This window comes from Exiguobacterium sp. FSL W8-0210, from assembly GCF_038006045.1.
In the GTDB taxonomy this organism is placed as follows: Bacteria; Bacillota; Bacilli; order Exiguobacteriales; family Exiguobacteriaceae; genus Exiguobacterium_A.
Window position 1 is genome coordinate 1,764,175 of the sequence record NZ_JBBOUK010000001.1, and the last position, 17,319, is coordinate 1,781,493.

At 41.2% G+C, this 17,319-nt stretch carries 18 protein-coding genes and 1 tRNA gene; 8 read left to right on the plus strand and 11 right to left on the minus strand.

Annotation, left to right across the window (positions count from 1 at the left end; genetic code table 11):
• The first annotated feature begins 69 nt into the window (after positions 1-69).
• Positions 70-912: a transporter substrate-binding domain-containing protein gene (locus MKY22_RS09370; protein ID WP_341088507.1), complete on the plus strand. Its 843-nt coding sequence runs from the start codon at positions 70-72 to the stop codon at positions 910-912.
• Positions 913-914: 2 nt separating this feature from the next.
• The gene (locus MKY22_RS09375; RefSeq protein ID WP_290784344.1) at positions 915-1,592 is read left to right on the plus strand and encodes an amino acid ABC transporter permease; all 678 of its coding nucleotides are present in this window, start codon (positions 915-917) and stop codon (positions 1,590-1,592) included.
• A gap of 83 nt (positions 1,593-1,675) precedes the next feature.
• Here MKY22_RS09375 and MKY22_RS09380 read toward each other — a convergent pair whose 3' ends face one another.
• Positions 1,676-3,517, minus strand: coding sequence for a putative bifunctional diguanylate cyclase/phosphodiesterase (locus tag MKY22_RS09380; protein WP_341088513.1), 1,842 nt, complete (start codon positions 3,515-3,517; stop codon positions 1,676-1,678).
• 145 nt (positions 3,518-3,662) lie between these two features.
• Here MKY22_RS09380 and MKY22_RS09385 point away from each other — a divergent pair, with 145 nt between their 5' ends.
• Positions 3,663-4,292 carry an FMN-dependent NADH-azoreductase gene (locus MKY22_RS09385; protein WP_341088514.1) on the plus strand — a complete coding sequence of 210 codons (630 nt, stop codon included), beginning with the start codon at positions 3,663-3,665 and terminating at the stop codon, positions 4,290-4,292.
• On the opposite strand, the gene MKY22_RS09390 is transcribed toward MKY22_RS09385, so the two are convergent.
• The 7 genes from MKY22_RS09390 to MKY22_RS09420 all read right to left on the minus strand — a co-directional run bounded on the left by MKY22_RS09390 (position 4,289) and on the right by MKY22_RS09420 (position 9,288).
• The gene (locus MKY22_RS09390) at positions 4,289-5,164 is read right to left on the minus strand and encodes a helix-turn-helix domain-containing protein (protein ID WP_290775043.1); all 876 of its coding nucleotides are present in this window, start codon (positions 5,162-5,164) and stop codon (positions 4,289-4,291) included. The genes MKY22_RS09385 and MKY22_RS09390 overlap by 4 nt on opposite strands.
• Positions 5,165-5,192: 28 nt before the next feature.
• Complete coding sequence (locus tag MKY22_RS09395; protein ID WP_052018999.1) at positions 5,193-6,059, minus strand: helix-turn-helix domain-containing protein; 867 nt, start codon at positions 6,057-6,059, stop codon at positions 5,193-5,195.
• 36 nt (positions 6,060-6,095) lie between these two features.
• Positions 6,096-6,977, minus strand: coding sequence for a helix-turn-helix domain-containing protein (locus MKY22_RS09400; protein WP_341088518.1), 882 nt, complete (start codon positions 6,975-6,977; stop codon positions 6,096-6,098).
• A gap of 83 nt (positions 6,978-7,060) precedes the next feature.
• Positions 7,061-7,951 carry a helix-turn-helix domain-containing protein gene (locus tag MKY22_RS09405; protein ID WP_341088519.1) on the minus strand — a complete coding sequence of 297 codons (891 nt, stop codon included), beginning with the start codon at positions 7,949-7,951 and terminating at the stop codon, positions 7,061-7,063.
• 7 nt (positions 7,952-7,958) lie between these two features.
• Positions 7,959-8,846, minus strand: a complete 888-nt coding sequence (locus MKY22_RS09410) for a helix-turn-helix domain-containing protein (protein ID WP_341088521.1) — start codon at positions 8,844-8,846, stop codon at positions 7,959-7,961.
• A gap of 88 nt (positions 8,847-8,934) precedes the next feature.
• Positions 8,935-9,005: transfer RNA gene (locus MKY22_RS09415), tRNA-Thr, on the minus strand.
• An 85-nt stretch (positions 9,006-9,090) separates the two neighbouring features.
• Complete coding sequence (locus tag MKY22_RS09420; RefSeq protein WP_035407347.1) at positions 9,091-9,288, minus strand: hypothetical protein; 198 nt, start codon at positions 9,286-9,288, stop codon at positions 9,091-9,093.
• A 156-nt stretch (positions 9,289-9,444) separates the two neighbouring features.
• Here MKY22_RS09420 and MKY22_RS09425 point away from each other — a divergent pair, with 156 nt between their 5' ends.
• Together MKY22_RS09425 and putP are read left to right on the plus strand one after the other, a co-directional pair.
• On the plus strand, positions 9,445-10,620 hold the full coding sequence (locus MKY22_RS09425) for a MalY/PatB family protein (RefSeq protein WP_341088523.1): 1,176 nt from the start codon (positions 9,445-9,447) through the stop codon (positions 10,618-10,620).
• 260 nt (positions 10,621-10,880) lie between these two features.
• Entirely contained in the window at positions 10,881-12,353 is a 1,473-nt protein-coding gene (gene putP / locus MKY22_RS09430; protein ID WP_341088525.1) for a sodium/proline symporter PutP, read from the plus strand.
• Between the two features lie 55 nt (positions 12,354-12,408).
• Here the strand turns inward: putP and MKY22_RS09435 are convergent, their stop codons facing one another.
• Both MKY22_RS09435 and MKY22_RS09440 read right to left on the minus strand, forming a co-directional pair.
• A complete protein-coding gene (locus MKY22_RS09435) occupies positions 12,409-13,200 on the minus strand; it encodes a class I SAM-dependent methyltransferase (protein WP_341088526.1) in 792 nt (263 codons plus the stop codon).
• 41 nt (positions 13,201-13,241) lie between these two features.
• Positions 13,242-13,556: a hypothetical protein gene (locus MKY22_RS09440; RefSeq protein ID WP_023468579.1), complete on the minus strand. Its 315-nt coding sequence runs from the start codon at positions 13,554-13,556 to the stop codon at positions 13,242-13,244.
• Positions 13,557-13,760: 204 nt separating this feature from the next.
• On the opposite strand from MKY22_RS09440, the gene MKY22_RS09445 reads away from it, so the two are divergent.
• From MKY22_RS09445 to MKY22_RS09455, 3 genes are all read left to right on the plus strand, one after another.
• Positions 13,761-14,243 (plus strand): GNAT family N-acetyltransferase, encoded by a 483-nt coding sequence (locus MKY22_RS09445; RefSeq protein WP_064299696.1) that lies wholly within the window; start codon positions 13,761-13,763, stop codon positions 14,241-14,243.
• 124 nt (positions 14,244-14,367) lie between these two features.
• On the plus strand, positions 14,368-15,066 hold the full coding sequence (locus MKY22_RS09450) for a queuosine precursor transporter (RefSeq protein ID WP_029341956.1): 699 nt from the start codon (positions 14,368-14,370) through the stop codon (positions 15,064-15,066).
• A 59-nt stretch (positions 15,067-15,125) separates the two neighbouring features.
• The gene (locus tag MKY22_RS09455; protein ID WP_214747276.1) at positions 15,126-15,497 is read left to right on the plus strand and encodes a PilZ domain-containing protein; all 372 of its coding nucleotides are present in this window, start codon (positions 15,126-15,128) and stop codon (positions 15,495-15,497) included.
• 53 nt (positions 15,498-15,550) lie between these two features.
• Here the strand turns inward: MKY22_RS09455 and MKY22_RS09460 are convergent, their stop codons facing one another.
• Positions 15,551-17,221 (minus strand): glycoside hydrolase family 13 protein, encoded by a 1,671-nt coding sequence (locus MKY22_RS09460; protein ID WP_341088531.1) that lies wholly within the window; start codon positions 17,219-17,221, stop codon positions 15,551-15,553.
• Between the last annotated feature and the right edge of the window lie 98 nt (positions 17,222-17,319).

Consider the following 17,319-nt stretch of genomic DNA (forward strand, 5'->3'; position numbering starts at 1 on the left):
TATGATTCTGTGGTATTTTTAACTATGAAAAGAGTTATTGATCATGGAAATAAAGAGAGGAATAATACGATGAAAAAAACAATGCAATTTACGGGTCTCTTGATCGCAGGAAGCTCGATTTTATTAAGCGCATGTGGTCAGCAAGAGGAGAAGGCAACCGCATATGACAAGATTCAAAAAGAAGGAACGATTGTCGTCGCTACGGCTGGTACACTTTTTCCGACATCTTATCATGAAGAGAAAAACAATAAGTTGACTGGATTCGACGTCGAAGTCGTCAAAGAAGTAGCAAAACGTCTTGATTTGAAAGTGAAATTCAAAGAGATGTCATTCGACGGTATGTTGACAAGCGTCAATACAGGTCAAGTCGATCTTGCCGCTAACGACATTACGATCACCGAAGATCGTAAAGAAAAATTCGCGTTCTCAAAACCATATAAATATACGTATGGTACGGCAATCGTCCGTAAAAGTGATTTATCAGGCATCAAGTCTCTTGAAGACTTAAAAGGGAAAAAAGCTGCCGGAGAAGCTACAACGACGTATATGCAGATTGCTAAAAAATATGGTGCAAAAGAAGTCACGTACGATAACGCGACGAACGATCAATATCTACGAGATGTCTCAAATGGTCGAACAGACGTCATCTTGAATGATTACTACTTGCAAACACTCGCTGTCGATTTCTTCAAGGACTTCGATATTACGATTCATCCTGATATCGCTTATAATCCAAGTCAGGTTGGTTTAATCATGGATTTAGATAACAAGGAACTTCAATCCAACATTAACGAACAACTCGATAAAATGAAGGAAGATGGCACATTAAAGGAAATTTCGAAGCAATTCTATGCCGGAAAAGATGTCTCCCAAATGCCTGACGTCAAAACGACGATTGTCGATGTGAACTAACGATGTCATCGATTGATTGGCGGTCCGTCTTCAATCCTGAATTGGCGGTCGATTCGTTTCCATATATTTTAAGTGGACTTGGACAAACATTATGGATTTCTTTGCTCAGCATGGCGATTGGTCTTGGAATTGGGTTAATTCTTGCCCTTTGTCGTCTCTCTCATTTTCGAGTATTGCGTATTGGAGCGAGCGCCTACATCTCATTTATGCGTGGTGTACCCATCCTTGTGCTATTGTTCATGTTGTATTTCGGGCTGCCAGTCATCAATATTCAACTGAACGCGTTGACCGCTGCGATTACTGGTTTTAGTTTAAACAGTGCGGCATACATGGCAGAAATCATTCGTTCTTCCTTACTCTCGATTGATCGTGGGCAGGAAGAGGCAGCGGCGTCCCTCGGTTTATCTAGGTATCGGACGTTTGTTGGCATCATTTTGCCGCAAGCGATTCGAATTGCCATCCCACCGCTTTCGAACGTCTTGCTAGATCTTGTCAAAGCTTCGTCGCTTGCTGCCATGATTACTGTCCCTGAAATTTTTCAAAAGGCAAAAATCGTTGGTGGGCGTGAATTCGACTATATGACCGTCTATTTTGTCGTTGCGTTCATTTACTGGGGTATATGTTCATGTATCGCAGTCATCCAAGAGATTCTCGAACGTCGTTTTGCCCGGTATCTCTGATTTATTATCTCCTATATGGTAATACAAACAGGCGATGGGCATGATCCTTCGCCTGTTTGTATTTTCAATTGTTTGATATCTGTTTAGCCTTCTCGACACATCGCTAAAAAATATTCTAATTGTTGCGGCTGAAGCGGTCGATAGAATAGATATCCTTGCAACGTATGACACCCCATCTGTTCGAGCAATGTTGCCTCTTCTTCAAGTTCGATTCCTTCTGCTACGATTGTCATATTTAATCGTTTTCCTAATTGAATGATCGTCTCGATCATCGCTCGTTTCCTTTCAGAATGAATCGCTTCTTGAACGATTTCTTTTGGAATTTTTAATTGATCGAATGGTAGTTCCACGAGTGGTTGCATGGATGAGAATCCAGTTCCAAAATCATCAAGAGCGATTCGAATGCCATACAAATGGAGTGCGTTTAATGTTTCGATAATTTGCTCGGTTCCTTCGATAAAGATATGTTCTGTCATCTCGATTTCAAGTAGGGATGGAGGAAAACCTGTTTGCTTTAATATAGTGAGCACTCGATTCGTAAAATCAGCTTGTCGTAATTCCCACGGTGAAACATTAACCGAAATCGTCAGAGGTTCCTTCCCTTCCTCCAACCAAGCTTTTCCTTGAAGACAGGCTTGACGCATGACCCATCGCCCTAATGTCTCAATAAATCGTGTTCTTTCCGCGAGTGGAATGAACTCAACTGGTGGAACAAGACCGTATTCCGGATGATTCCAACGAATTAAAGCCTCTACACCTGTAATTTGACGCGTTCTCGCATTGACTTGAGGTTGAAATAAAATAAAGAAGTCTCGATCCAATTCTGCATCATATAAATCGCGCGTTAACTGGAGTGCTCGCTTCCGTTCATTTTGTGTTGCTAAGTCTGTGATCGCATACGTGTTCTTTCGATTTGCTTTGGCTGTAAATAATGCAATCTCCGCGTCATTGATGACATGGTCCGTCGATTCATCATTAATATAGGAAACACCAATACTCGCAGTAACATTGATTTGCTTAAAGTCAATTTGTACACGTTCTGATACACTTGATAAAATATCGTCACAGAGGACTCGTGCATCATGATGATAAGGCGCATGAAGTAAAAAAGCACTACCGCTCGCTTTCGCAATCGTACAATCTGAAAAACGATTCATCAATCGTCGACCAATGATGTGTAATGAACGGTCACCAGTTCGGTAACCGAATGCATCATTTACTGTTTTGAAATCATCCAAATCCACGAGACAAATCATATCGCCATCTTGTTTTTTCTTATCTACTTCAATGACAAACGAAGAGCGGTTTGGTAAACCTGTCACGGGATCCGTAAATGCTTGTTCCTGTAAACGGGCTAAGTATTCAATATTTCGTTCAAGACGGGTAACATATTGATTATGGATCAGTAAACTAATGATCGTCGCAATCAAGATAAGTCCAATACGCGCGATGTGATCGGATACAAACATCGAAGTGTTTTCAAGTGATGGAGTTTGATACCAAATATAAAGAAGAGAAACCGTCGTGATGCTTGTTGCGTACAGTAGCATCGTTCGGTTGATGACGACTAAGGAAGCTAATATGAATAGAAGGGCACATGCCCAAACTGTCTGGACTCCCCTACCGATGAATGGATGATAAATATATGGAATCAATAAAAAAACGCTAGACATCATATGTGGCTTTAGTCGGTCTGATAATGTACTTTTACCGATGAAGTATTGAACACTCCCAGCACTCGCAATGACAAGTGCACGTATCCAATCCTCTCCTTTCAAACCATAACTACTAAATGTATTGGCAACGATATATAAAACGGCACCACAACTCGTCAAAATAAAAATGATCATCCCGAACAATTGATAATTTGCCCGAATTTCTCGATGATATTGCTGACTATTGGAAGAACGTCGCTGTGTATTCATCGCCATCCCCTCTTTCAAGTTCCTGTCGTTTATTTTCCTTATCAGAACCAAAATAAAACTTGAATTTTCTAAAAATAATAAAATAATGGGAAGTCATGATTTTAAGCAAAATGGGAATAGATAGGTATAGAAAGGAGCGATCACTATGTCTCATTTACTATTCATCGAAGCAAACGATAGCACGCATCAAAAAAAAGGCATTAGTTCTGAATTAAACGATGCCTTTCTGAATGCTTATCGTGAAAATCATCCTGAGGACAAAATTACGCTTTTGAATTTATTCGAGGAACGTCTTCCCTTCTTTGATCTAAAACTTGCGAACGCGGCAGGGCGGCTATTTAAAGGGGAAGAATTAACTGGAGATGATGCGACTCATGCACAACGGCTTCAAGAATATTTAAACGGATTCTTAGATGCCGATAAAGTTGTCTTTTCATTTCCGATGTGGAACTTAACGGTTCCGGCACCGCTTCACAATTACATGGATTATCTCGCCCAGGCTGGTCAAACGTTTCGTTATACAGCCGAAGGTTCGATCGGACTTGTTGAAGACAAACAAGTGCTGTTGATTCATTCACGCGGTGGTGATTACTCGACAAAAGAGAAAGCCCCAAGTGAACACGCGGTTCGCTATATGTTGAACTTGTTAGCATTCTTTGGGATCAATGATGTATCAACTGTCATTTTAGAAGGACATCAGCAATACCCAGATCGTGCATCTGAATTGATCGAACAAGCGCTTCAAGAGTGCCGACAATTCGGTCGTTCGTTTTAAATTGGGAATAGAACATACTCTGCATATTCTTCCAGAAGACGTTTTTCATGAATCGGCATATCAAATGCACAAAATAAGGAATAGGCCATCGTAAAATCACGCTGGATATCTGAGAGATCACCATTTAATTGCTGCTTAAAGTATCCCCTTTGAAAGTAAAAGTGACCTAAGAAATGACCGTCTTCCAATTGAAGACTCTCCTGAATACCTTGTTCGGTGATTTTTAGACCAGCAAGGTATTTTTTTTGCAGTGAAAGTTGTTGTCCATAGTTATATAAAATCTTGATTCGAACTTTTTTTAATTCGATCGTTTCGTATTTTGCTTGAATCAAATTCTGAAAAAGATCATCCGCTAATTCAAAGTCACCGTGTTCGACATACAGATTCGCCATCCCCATCTGAATCCGTAGATACAAGGTAGCTGATTCAAACCAGAGTTGTTCTTTATTTAGTAACCGTTCGAGCGATTGAACAGCTTTTAAGTAATGAATTTGACCACTTCTTTCCTGCACAATGATTTGATAATATCTTGCTAAATTACGTACCTGTTCATATTCAGTTGTAGACAGTACGTGTTCGCTCAATTTCAGAGCATCTACATATTTATTAGTACGTAACAAGTCCGCTAATTGTTCATCATATGATTGAAAGACATCACTTCGTAAATGATCTTGAAACAACATCGATAATGGTACTTTCAGCCGTTTTGCCACTTGTTGGAGTAAATCAATGGTAGGTGAATTTTTACCGTTTTCGACTTTACTAATTTCAGCTTGGCTACAGATGCCTTCACATAATTCTGCTTGTGTGATCTTTTTTTCTTTTCGAAGTCGCTTGATTTCATAGCCAATGGAGACGGGTAAATGATTCAAATTATACTCCTTTCTTTTACTTCCATGATTACATTTGAAAGTAGAGAAACTGGTTTTTTCCTTTTAATACTAGCGCGGCATGATTTTCATTACCAAAAGCAGTAAAAAGAGAATAGGCGTAGGTAAACGCGTCACGAATATCACGTTCTGCGTAACTCAATTCTTCATAGAAACATCCCTTTTGATAAAAGAAGTGTCCTAACATCGCTGTATCTTTTCGCTCAACGGATAAGGCGATTCCTTTTTCAGTAATCTCTAACCCTGTTACAAAATCATTTTGAAAATAGAGCTGTTGCGCATGATTATATAAAATTTTACATTGTAACTTTTTCAGCGTATCCGTCGAGTAATCATAGGTTAGTAATTCTTGATAAATTTTTCTCGCGTACGGATACTGACTGTTTAAATAATAATAGTTTGCAACAGACATCCGGATACGTAAATAAAGAACAGGGTACTCTGTTTCCATTTGTTGTTCATCCGATAACCGAAGCAACTGTGAGATACATGTTCGATAATCGATATCTTTTTTCCCTTCGCGAGCGACCCATTCAAAATAACGAATCAATAACTGAACGGAAGGAGGAAGACTAGTTGGTAAACATCTCATGAAATCAAGCATCTCATCATAACGACGTTGTCTAGAAAAGTCCGCTAGTTGTACCTCATAGCGCTGAAATAGTTTTACTTCATTTGAATCGATGAAAATCTGATCCATTGAAATATGTAACTTTTGAGACAAACGCTGAACAAGATCAATTGTTGGTATAGTTTTCCCGTTTTCAATCTTACTTAATTCAGCTTGACTGCATACATCCTTCGCTAATTCTTTTTGTGTCAACTTCCTCTCGATCCGTAGTTGTTTGATCTGTTTACCAAATGATTCAATACGCAACGTTTCTCCTCTTTTCTCGTTTGTTAAGCAATGACCTCATTCAGGCATAGACTGCAAAAAAGAACGTTTCACCTCTAGAACGATGTCAGCATATTGTTTCATCTGAAAGGCAGAGAATAATTCGTAGGCCATCGTATAATCATGTTTCGTCTGCAAGATATCTACACCCATTCGCTCATGAAATTCACCACGTTGATAATAGAAGTGCGCTAAATAGGATGTCTGTTTCAATTTTCGACTGAGCAGTATCCCTTCCTCGATGATACGAAGTCCCTTTTCTGACTGATTAACTTTATATAATAATTTCGCATAATTATAAAGAATCTTAAGTCGTTCTTCTTTTAAACCGCTAATTTCTGTCGTGAACTGTAATACGTCAGTATATATTTTTTCTGCTTGTTGATACTGTTCGCACTCCGCATATAAAATGGATAGTGCCATCTTGACTCGAAAGTAAAGAATTGGATCCTGCACCTGTAAACCTTCTTGATCGATCAATCGTGCAAATAAGACTGAGGTCGTTCGATAGTCAACGTGCTGTTGCCGATAGGCGATCACGATTTCATAGTATCTCATTATTCGCCTTACTTCGTCAGAAGATCGACTGGATGAGACTTGTTTCATTACACGAAGGCATTTATCAAATTTATTTTCTCGTACTAGCTTACGAAGTGCTTGGTCAAGAATACGAGCTTGTTCCAAACGATGTTCAGCACCATCTTTAACGAGTTCGGATATAGGAACACAAAGCTTTATAGCAAGTTGCTGTAATAATTCAACGGTCGGCATTACCTTACCGTTTTCAATTTTACTAATTTCAGCCTGACTACAGATCCCTGTACTAATGTCTTTTTGTGATACGTTGTTCAAACGTCGATAAAATTTCAATGTCTCCCCAATTGGATGTACGTTTTTCATCTTATCACCTCTCACTACTCATTTGATTGCACTTTTAATAAAAAAACCTTCTTGTTTGGCAAGAAGGTTACGCATCCTATTTATCACTTCTCAAAGGTAAATAACATATACTTTTCCTTCATGCGAAGAATCATCTGTTTTCGAACGTCGTGCTCAAACGCGTGAAACAATGTATAGGCGACGGAATACTGTTTTTGAAGTGACATCTCATCTTCACCTGACTGTTCGTGATAGTGCGCGAGTTGATAGTAAAAATGTCCAAATAAAAATGTATGATTATGCAGCAAACATAGTTTATATCCTTTCTTAGCGATGGCGATACTGTCCTCAGACTTTTCTTGGTATTCAAGAATCTGACAATGATTAAAATAAATTTTCAGTAACGCATTCAGATGGGCAGTCGACTGGAGCGCTTCAATTTCTTTTTCCAATTCCTGATATACGGATTCCGTTAAATGAAATAGATCCTGTTCTGAATACATATTTGCAATCGCCATTTTGATTCGAATGAACAATTGAATGGAATGCGACCACACTTCTTTTTCATTCAACAAGTTGCTGAGTAGGCTCGCAGCTGTTCGAAAGTCAATCCGATTTTGTTTTAGATCAATGATCGTTTTAATGTAACTTTTTAAAATATCGACTTCAGTGATCATATTTTTTTCTTGCTGATTAATTCGCTCCATTGCTTCTTCGTACTTCTCTTCTCGAAGCAAATCGGATAAGAATTGATCAATTTGAAAAAATTGTTCTTCATCCGTATGTTCTTGAAATAATAAAGAAATGGGCACCTTTAACCTTTTGGAAATTTGTTGCAACAAATCGACAGTCGGTGAATTTAAGCCGTTTTCGATTTTACTGATTTCAGCTTGGCTACAAATATCTTCACATAGTTCATTTTGTGTCATCTGCTTCTCAATTCGCAGTTGTTTGATTTTTGTACCAATCGATGAAGTTAATGCAGTGATCTCCATCGTTTACTCACTCACTTTCATTAAGCGGAAATAAGAGATGTTCGGAAAAATACGTTTCAAGGATTTTTAAATAAGAGTGATTCTGAGTCGCAATAAAAAAGGAATAGGCGGTTGTATAGGCTTCCGTTGTATCTCGTTCCGATGCTTTTAACGCCTCTAACAAAATGCCTTTTTGAAAATAAAACTGTCCAAGATACGTTAAATCTTGCAATTGTTTCGTTTCTTTAATTACCTGCTCAACTTTCTGCAACCCTTCTTCGAATCGTTCAAACTCTACTAAGTTACGAATGAAATTATACATGATCTTCATTCGAATTTTTTTATATTCTCTCGTTTGATAAGGCAACTCTAATAATGCCTTGTAGATTTGATGAGCACGATTATATTCTTCATGGTTCGTATAAAGTACCGCTATCACCATCTGAATTCGTGTATAAAGTAAAAATGATTTTTCTTCCACCCGTTCCTCACTGACAACTTGCAACAAGGACGCAATACAGGTCCGAAAATCAACATTTCCTCTTTCATATTCAAGTAATTCTTGATGATAACGAATTAAAATTTGAGTTTCGACAGCGTTTTTTGATTTTTCATATAACATTAAGTCCTTTGCCATGTCTGAATATGTTTTTTCGCGTAAATGACGAATCATTCGTTGATCAATTTCGTTTAACTTATGTGACACGATTTCATCTTCAAAAAACAATGAAATCGGAATGCGCAGTCTTCGACAAATTTGCTGTAGTAAATCAATCGTCGGAGAATTTCGACCATTTTCGATTTTGCTGATCTCAGCCTGACTACAAATTCCTTCACAAAGTGCTTTTTGTGTCATTCCTTGTTTTTTTCGTTCTTGCTTGATCTTATCGCCAACAGAATGAATGACTGGATGCATGAAGTTCACTCCTCAATCAAAGATGAATCCATCATAAAAAAAGTCTTTCGTTTCAAGTATATATCACTTGAGACGAAAGACGCGTGTATGCTTCCGGCGAGAATCGAACTCGCACTGCAGCATTACCATTGCTGAGGTCTGCCATTAACCTACGGAAGCTTGTAAAATCTGTTTCTAGTATAACTTATAAAAAAAGACAAGACAAGAAGTCGACGTGATTTCCACGCAACTCCTTGTTACTTTTTTACAGTGTCGTTTTTGTTAATGAATTATCATAGACGACTAAAACCGAATAATGTTCATCCGCTTTAGACGCGACGAATGTTGAAAACTTCAACGTAATGATGGCGTTTGATCCAACACCATTGTTCTCAAAAAATTCGTTCAATCGTTCTTCTAATTCTTCAGGCGTTCGCCCGACAACTACTTTAGAATGTAACATGATCATCACTCCGTTCTGTTATGGTAGGTTCGAGTTAAATAATTGCCTGATCGAATAAATGTTAAACCTTTTATTTTCCGACTTGCTCCTTCCTCTCTTTATCCGCTATGGTGAAATGGAGTAGTTTAACTTAAAAAGAATAGGAAGTGAAGTCTGATGGAACAGATTAATTTCGATGAAACGATTGAGAAACGAAATACAGGATCCGTCAAATGGGACGGACTTCATTCACTTTATGGATCCGATGAGCTGATTCCGATGTGGGTCGCCGACATGGATGTCCGTCCACCGCATCATCTCACAGAACGATTGACAAGACGTGCTGCTACAGGTCATTTCGGTTACTCGATGTTTGAAGACGAAGCAAAACGAGCGATTCAGCATTGGTTTCAAAAGCGGTATGACGTATCAATCACTACTGATTCCATTCTTTATTCAAGCGGTGTCGTTCCTGGACTTGCGCATACTGTCCTAGCATTGACTGAACCAAGTGGTGAAATCATCATCCAAACACCGGTCTATCCTCCATTTCATCAAATCATTCAGTCTAATCAACGACAACTCATTGAAAGTCCGCTTCTTTTAGACAGTGAGACGTACCAGACCGACTTTCCACTTCTCGAACGACAAATGCGAACAGCACGTATGATGATTCTCTGTAGCCCGCATAATCCAAGCGGTAAAGTCTATCCGAGAGAAGAATTACAACAAATCGTCGAACTCGCGAAGCAATATGATGTTTATCTTGTATCCGATGAGATTCATGCGGACCTCGTCTATACAGGTTCCGTGCACACGCCTATTCTTGGTTTGGATTATGAAAAACTCATTTTAGTAAGTGCACCATCCAAAACGTTCAATATTCCGGGTCTCTATGCGTCTTATCTGATCGTACCTGACATCTCGATTCGTCAACAGATCGAGCGTATCCAGCAGCGTCATTTCGTTCACCCGAATGCATTAGCTTCAACTGCTATTACAGCAGCGTATGGTGATGTTGCGAGTGAGCAATGGCTTTCACAATTACTTGTGTATTTAGAAGGAAATCGTGACCATGCCATCCGACGGTTTCGCCAAGAGATGCCAAAATTAGACGTCGTCATTCCAGAAGCAACTTTCCTGTTGTGGATCGACTTCAAAGCACTCGAGCTAGATAGTAAAACACGAGCAGATTGGCTCGTCAAGGAGGCAAAAATCGCTCTAACGCACGGTTCTTCGTTCGGATCTGGTGGCGAAACGTTTGAACGTTTAAACATCGGCTGTCCTCGTGCTCAATTAGATCAGGCAATAGACCGTTTAAGCGCCGCATACCAACGGTTTTGGACCAATTAACATCACATAAATGATCCTAATTTATTGGGATCATTTATTTTTTATTCAATCATTCTGAATATTTCAAATTGATGAACTTCAATAGGGACTAAAACCGTCCCAATCCCTTAAGGCACTAGGCGTAGCGGCACTTTTCATGAATTTGACGTGACTTGCAAAGTCGTTTTATCCCCTGTAAGGTGGGGAACATATCATTTGGCGAACAAGTCAATACATGCTTGATCGCTGAAAAAACTATTGCATTTGGAGGATTTAACTTTATGACGCAAGAATGGATTTCGATCATCCTGTATCTTGTTCTCATGTTGGCAATCGGTTATTTTGCCTACAAGCGAACGACGAATACAGAAGATTACATGTTAGGCGGACGCGATCTCGGTCCAGGTGTCACAGCACTCTCTGCTGGTGCATCGGATATGAGTGGATGGATGCTCATGGGACTTCCCGGCGCCATGTATGCAACAGGTGTATCAGCCCTTTGGCTCGCACTTGGTTTATTGATTGGATGTTACGTAAACTATATCGTACTCGCACCACGTTTCCGTCTCTATACGGAAATGGCAAACGACTCAATTACGATCCCTGATTTCTTAGAGAATCGCTTTAAAGACAAATCACGCGTGCTTCGTACCGTATCAGCACTCGTTATCATCATCTTCTTCACGTTCTACACATCAGCTGGAATCGTCTCAGGCGGAAAATTGTTCGTCAGCTCATTTGGATTTGATTACCACTATGGTATGCTCTTGACGATTGCGGTCGTAATCGCCTATACACTTTTCGGCGGTTTTCTCGCAGTTAGTTGGACCGATTTCGTCCAGGGCTGTATCATGTTCATCGCACTCGTTCTTGTACCGATCGTCGCATTGACAGACGTCGGCGGAATCGATGGTGCGTACAACTACGCTGAAAAATTAGACCCTTCATTATTTGACCCATTCAAAGGGACAACAGTTCTTGGAATCATCGGATTCCTTGCTTGGGGACTTGGTTACTTCGGTCAACCACACATCATCGTCCGCTTTATGGCGATTCGTTCTGTTAAAGATTTAAAAAGTGCCCGTCGCATCGGGATCGGTTGGATGTTCGTCTCTATCATCGGTGCGATGATGACTGGTCTTGTCGGGATCGCTTATTTCGAAGGACAAGGCAATGGACTCGGTGATCCGGAAACAGTCTTCATCCGTTTCTCGGATGTCCTATTCCACCCGTATATCACAGGATTCTTGATGGCTGCGATTCTTGCAGCGATCATGTCGACGATTTCATCACAATTGCTCGTTACTTCGAGTGCGTTGACAGAAGATTTTTATAAGACGTTCTTGAAAAAAGACGCATCGGATAAAGAACTCGTCCTGACAGGTCGAATCGCCGTTCTTGTCGTTGCCGTCATCGCAAGTATTCTCGCGTGGAACCCATCAGCGACGATTCTTGCACTTGTCGGTTATGCATGGGCTGGATTCGGTTCTGCCTTTGGTCCGATCATCTTGCTTTCTCTCTACTGGAAACGGATGACGAAACAAGGTGCACTGGCTGGTATTATCTCAGGTGCCTTGACTGTCATCATCTGGGTTCAACTCGGACTTAGTACGACGCTTTATGAAATGGTACCTGGATTCTTCACAAGCTTGATCTTTACGGTCGTTGTCAGCTTGATGACGAAACAACCGGTCAATGCCGTTCAGGAAACGTTTGAAGAGATGGAAGACGAATTAAAAGACGCAGTTCAATAATCAGCGAATAGCAAGTAAGACCTCTGCCGTATGATCGGCAGAGGTCTTTTTTGACTTACAGTTCAATCACGCCATAATGCAACTTCGACGTCTTCCGCTTTGTTCGTTCGAACCCAAACCGTTCAAACAAGGGACTCTCATAATGTGCTTTTAAAACGATGCGCTGACGTGCCACACGCTTCGCCTCCACCATCGCTTCCTCGGATAAGGCTTCATAATTCGCAAGCGTTCGTAAAGCATCGAGATGCGTCGATTCTTCGACGGTCTGTTCGAACATGGGATCAAAGTAGATGACATCAAAGGAATTATCTGGACATTCTTTCAAATAGGTGAGATGGTGTTTGACTTTCACTTCAATTCGTCGCATCGCTTGATTGATCGGTTCGTAGGATTCTTCCCATCGTTTTAATCCGTTCTTGACGACAAATGCTGTCTCAACCCGGCTTTCTAAGCCGGTGATCCGCCCTCGCTCTCCGATGGCATGACTCATGACGATGGCATCTGCTCCAAGACCAAGTGTGCAGTCAAGCACACGCATCCCTTCCGATAAGCGTCCGATTGTAACGAGAGGATCGCCTCCTCCTGCATCAATTTGTTTGATACGAAACACCGCACTCGAAGGATGGAAAAAGAAAGATGTCGTCTCGCCTAGTGGATATAAATCAAGTCGCTGTTTATCGACGACAAGCACCGGTAATCCTGTCTCCTGTTGCAAGTGTTCTATGCTTTTTTTCTGACGCACGACGTAGATAAAATGTATCGTTTCATCCGCTAACAACTGCTTCACACGATGATGCACATCGTCAGTCGGACGAAGACATGTCGTCAGTCCAATGGTTGGTTTCATAATGTGTTCCTCCATAAAAAAATAAGCTAGCCGGAGCTAGCTCATTTCTTTTTCTTCAATAATCCTTCGATATCTTCAATCAATGCTTTTTTCGAAATCAGGTCTTCTTGCTTTTCCTGTTCGACTTTTGCATCGACCGTCGTCCGCTTCATGAGTGCCTGAAGCGTCTCATCGATGCTTGACTTCAAATGATCGCGGTCTTCTTTATTAAGGGAAAGATCATGTTGAACTTCATCCCCTTGTTCATCTAATTGGCGTAAGCGTTCCGTCAATTGTTTCGCTTCACGATTCAAGTCCGAATACAATCGTTCGATTTGCTCTAGACGCAATTTGATTCCGTCACGTTCTGTGAACACGTTTTCCAGCCCCTTCCAGTATGCAGTTGTCTACATCATTACTTTACCATATTCCGAGGTAATTAAAACAATCACAAGATGATTACAGAATGACTTTTTTTAGATTTCTTCCTGCGGATTGATTCCAGTTAATTTTTGCAATTGCACGGAGGGTATCGCTATAATGTAAACGAAGCATCAATTGGGATGAGGGAGGATTTTGTGATGGAATTGAGACGTCGAACATTACGTCATGTCGATCAAGCTGAGTACGATCATTTCTTGAAGTATGGCGAGCAAGCATATGGACTGACTCCGCAAGAAATCAAAGGGTATGACCATGAGCTTGGAGAAGAGCGGGCTTTTGATTCCGTCGAGCACAGTTATCCTGAAGATTATTACTTTGATATCGTTGAAGCGGATACGATCGTGGGGCGGGTTTTGCTCTTAAAAATGGGTCACTACTTCCAACTCGACTTCATGGTGTTTGATCCCTATACGCGTCGGGGTCTAGCTACTCAAGCAGTTGCTGAAGCATTGACGTATTCCGGGGTACTAGATCGTCACGAAGTACGTGCGCGTGTCCTTGAACAATCACCGCACGCTTCGTTTGCAAAACGCATTTTAGAAGCGAATGATTTTACATCGACAGAGAACTATTACGTCAAAGGAAGACGTCGTCGATACTCGCTGCAACGAATGGGCTAAAGACCGTCCGAAAGACCATGAAACTCATGGTCTTTTTTAATGCCCTCATCGCTTCATCACCTTTGACAGTTGATCGATTTCAGCGTACAATTTTCATTTGTATGAACAGAAAGGAGTACATCTCATGAACGAATGGTTATGGATCCCTTCCATTTTCTTAACGATGGGATTATTGATTTTCAGTTATTATTTATTTGGTAAGACAGGATTGTTGATGTGGATTGCCATCGCAACAATCATTGCAAACATCCAAGTTACACAAACCGTCGATATTTTCGGTTTCGTCTTCACGTTAGGGAACGTCGTGTATGGCAGTTGTTATCTAGCGACAGATATCCTCAATGAAAAATACGGAAAACAGGTCGCTCGTAAAGGCGTCTATATGGGGTTCTTCTCCCTAATCACGACGACCGTTCTCATGCAGTTCAGTCTCTTGTATACACCACTTGCTGATAAGGCTGCACTCGAAACATCCGATTCCTTGCATTTATTGTTTGGACTCTTACCATGGATTGCTGTCGGTAGTCTTGCCGCTTATCTCGTCTCGCAACTATTCGATGTCTTTATCTATTCAAAGATCCGTCAGAAGACAGGCGAACGTAAGCTTTGGTTACGGACGACAGGGTCAACCGTATTAAGTCAATTGCTTGATACGTTGACGTTTTGTGCGATTGCCTTTCACGATATGCCCTTCTCCATCTGGTGGCAAATCTTCATTACGACGTATCTTGCGAAATTCGTCGTCGCTTGGTTCGCGACACCATTCATGTATTTAGCAAAACGTATCCACCCAACGAAACAATCGACAGACGCTGCTGCATGACCTAAAAAAAACTAGAAGACTTGACGAAATTGTCGGATAATGGGATTGGAGGTGCCTACATGAAAATCAAACGGAATGAACCGTTTCGATATACGCTGAAGACTCCTATAATTGGTGAATTTTACTTGCTCAAAGATGAACAGCGTACACCGAAAGGGTTGATGAAGATTCATAATATCTCACCGAACGGACTAGCAATCAGCACAGAACTAAAACTTCCACTCCTCAAATCAATGAAAATCGTCGTCGAATTCTCATTGATTGAAGGACAAGTGCCACTATGCATTGAAGGGTTTTTATTGCATGAGAAGCCTTCCGGTCCTGGGCGGTTGTACGGTATCCATCTCAATTCGACAACAACTGATCGTGAAAAAATCATTTCACAAGTGAAACAGATCGCGAAATCAGAACGTTCCCTTCTTAATGATTAAAATGGCATTGCCCCTACATATGTAAGGGCAATGCCATTTTTTATCGAAACAATTTATGCGTCAAACGTACGGAAGACGACGGCCTCATAAGGTCGAAGTGTGAGTTCGTCGGTAACAACGGACCCATCATAGTTTCCAATGACCCGATCTGACGTATCATGCGTAGACGGAATATTCACATCATGATCCGCAAACGAACAGTAGACATACCAGGTCTCCCCTTCAAGCGTTCGTGAGTAGGCGTATACTTTTGGATGATCTTCGAGTAAGAGTTCATAGCGACCATAGACGACGAGCTCATGGTCATGTCGTAGACGAATCAACTGTTGATAGTAATAAAAGATGGATTGCTCATCTGCAAGCGCCTGTTCGACGTTGATTTCCGGATAGTTCGGATTGACCTTCAACCATGGTGTTCCCGTTGAGAAACCAGCGTTCTCCGACGCATCCCACTGCATCGGTGTCCGCGCATTGTCGCGTCCTTTGATATGGATGGAACGTAGTAGTTCAGCCGGTGATGCCCCTTGTTCCGTACGTTCTTTCCACATGTTCCGAATTTCGATATCTTCATAGTCCGCGATGTCTTCAAAAGCGACGTTCGTCATGCCGATTTCCTCGCCTTGATAGATATATGGTGTCCCTTTTAACAAATGCAATAATGTAGCAAGCATTTTAGCTGACTCGACGCGGTACGTCGTGTCATTTCCGAATCGACTAACGACACGGGGTTGATCGTGGTTGTTCCAATAGAGTGAGTTCCAGCCCGTCTCATGTAAGGCCGTCTGCCATTTGGTAAAGTTTTGCTTGAGTTTAAGTAAATCGAACGGAATGACGTCCCATTTCCCATTCGGACCTGAATCGATATCCATATGTTCGAACGTAAAGACCATGTTGACCTCTTTACGTGCCGGATCCGTGTAAAGAATGGCATCATCCGTCGTCGCTCCTGGCATCTCACCGACTGTCAGGACATCATATTTACCGAAAGAGGCTTCATTCATCTCGTGTAAAAATTCATGGACACGTGGTCCATTGATATAATGTTCTCCACCATCTCCATACAGTGCTCCTGGATGGACCGTCGCATCTGGTAAGCCGGGTGTCTTCGAAATCAAGTTGATGACATCCATTCGGAAACCATCAATCCCTCGATCCAACCAACGACGAATCATCCCGTACACATCGTGACGCATCTGCTCATTTTCCCAGTTCAAGTCAGGCTGCTTCTTCGAGAATAAGTGTAAGTAATACTCATTCGTTGTTTCATCATATTCCCAGGCAGGTCCAGAGAAAATCGATCCCCAGTTGTTTGGTAGCGAACCGTCTGGATTTGCCGGGCGCCACATATAATAATCCCGATATGGATTGTCCTTGCTTTGACGCGACTCCGCGAACCACTGATGTTCATCTGACGAATGATTGATGACGAGGTCCATGACGATTTTGATATCTCGTGCATGTGCCTCATCTAGAAGACGATCAAAATCATCCATCGTCCCGAATTCCTTCATGATGGCTTCATAATCACGAATATCATAGCCATTATCGTCATTCGGTGAATCATAGACAGGACTTAGCCAAATGACGTCGATACCAAGTGTCTTCAAATAATCCAACTTTTCGATGATTCCGTTCAAGTCACCGATTCCATCCCCATTCGAATCATTATAACTACGTGGGTAAATTTGATAAACGACACTATCATGCCACCATTTACGTTCCATCCTCAACACTCTCCTCTTTTATGTACGTATCGTGCTACATATTGAGCAAACGATTGCATCAATTTGTAAAAGCGCTTTCAATTATCACAACGTCATCT

What these genes read in the sequence shown, in the direction of transcription:
- MKY22_RS09370 (WP_341088507.1), top strand. Translation starts at nt 70, where the DNA reads ATGAAAAAAACAATGCAATTTACGGGTCTCTTGATCGCAGGAAGCTCG.
- MKY22_RS09450 (WP_029341956.1), top strand. Translation starts at nt 14,368, where the DNA reads ATGAACGAATGGTTATGGATCCCTTCCATTTTCTTAACGATGGGATTA.
- MKY22_RS09410 (WP_341088521.1), bottom strand. Translation starts at nt 8,846, where the DNA reads ATGCATCCAGTCATTCATTCTGTTGGCGATAAGATCAAGCAAGAACGA.
- MKY22_RS09420 (WP_035407347.1), bottom strand. Translation starts at nt 9,288, where the DNA reads ATGTTACATTCTAAAGTAGTTGTCGGGCGAACGCCTGAAGAATTAGAA.
- MKY22_RS09385 (WP_341088514.1), top strand. Translation starts at nt 3,663, where the DNA reads ATGTCTCATTTACTATTCATCGAAGCAAACGATAGCACGCATCAAAAA.
- MKY22_RS09455 (WP_214747276.1), top strand. Translation starts at nt 15,126, where the DNA reads ATGAAAATCAAACGGAATGAACCGTTTCGATATACGCTGAAGACTCCT.
- MKY22_RS09375 (WP_290784344.1), top strand. Translation starts at nt 915, where the DNA reads ATGTCATCGATTGATTGGCGGTCCGTCTTCAATCCTGAATTGGCGGTC.
- MKY22_RS09435 (WP_341088526.1), bottom strand. Translation starts at nt 13,200, where the DNA reads ATGAAACCAACCATTGGACTGACGACATGTCTTCGTCCGACTGACGAT.
- MKY22_RS09445 (WP_064299696.1), top strand. Translation starts at nt 13,761, where the DNA reads ATGGAATTGAGACGTCGAACATTACGTCATGTCGATCAAGCTGAGTAC.
- putP (WP_341088525.1), top strand. Translation starts at nt 10,881, where the DNA reads ATGACGCAAGAATGGATTTCGATCATCCTGTATCTTGTTCTCATGTTG.
- MKY22_RS09380 (WP_341088513.1), bottom strand. Translation starts at nt 3,517, where the DNA reads ATGAATACACAGCGACGTTCTTCCAATAGTCAGCAATATCATCGAGAA.
- MKY22_RS09425 (WP_341088523.1), top strand. Translation starts at nt 9,445, where the DNA reads ATGGAACAGATTAATTTCGATGAAACGATTGAGAAACGAAATACAGGA.
- MKY22_RS09400 (WP_341088518.1), bottom strand. Translation starts at nt 6,977, where the DNA reads ATGAAAAACGTACATCCAATTGGGGAGACATTGAAATTTTATCGACGT.
- MKY22_RS09460 (WP_341088531.1), bottom strand. Translation starts at nt 17,221, where the DNA reads ATGGAACGTAAATGGTGGCATGATAGTGTCGTTTATCAAATTTACCCA.
- MKY22_RS09405 (WP_341088519.1), bottom strand. Translation starts at nt 7,951, where the DNA reads ATGGAGATCACTGCATTAACTTCATCGATTGGTACAAAAATCAAACAA.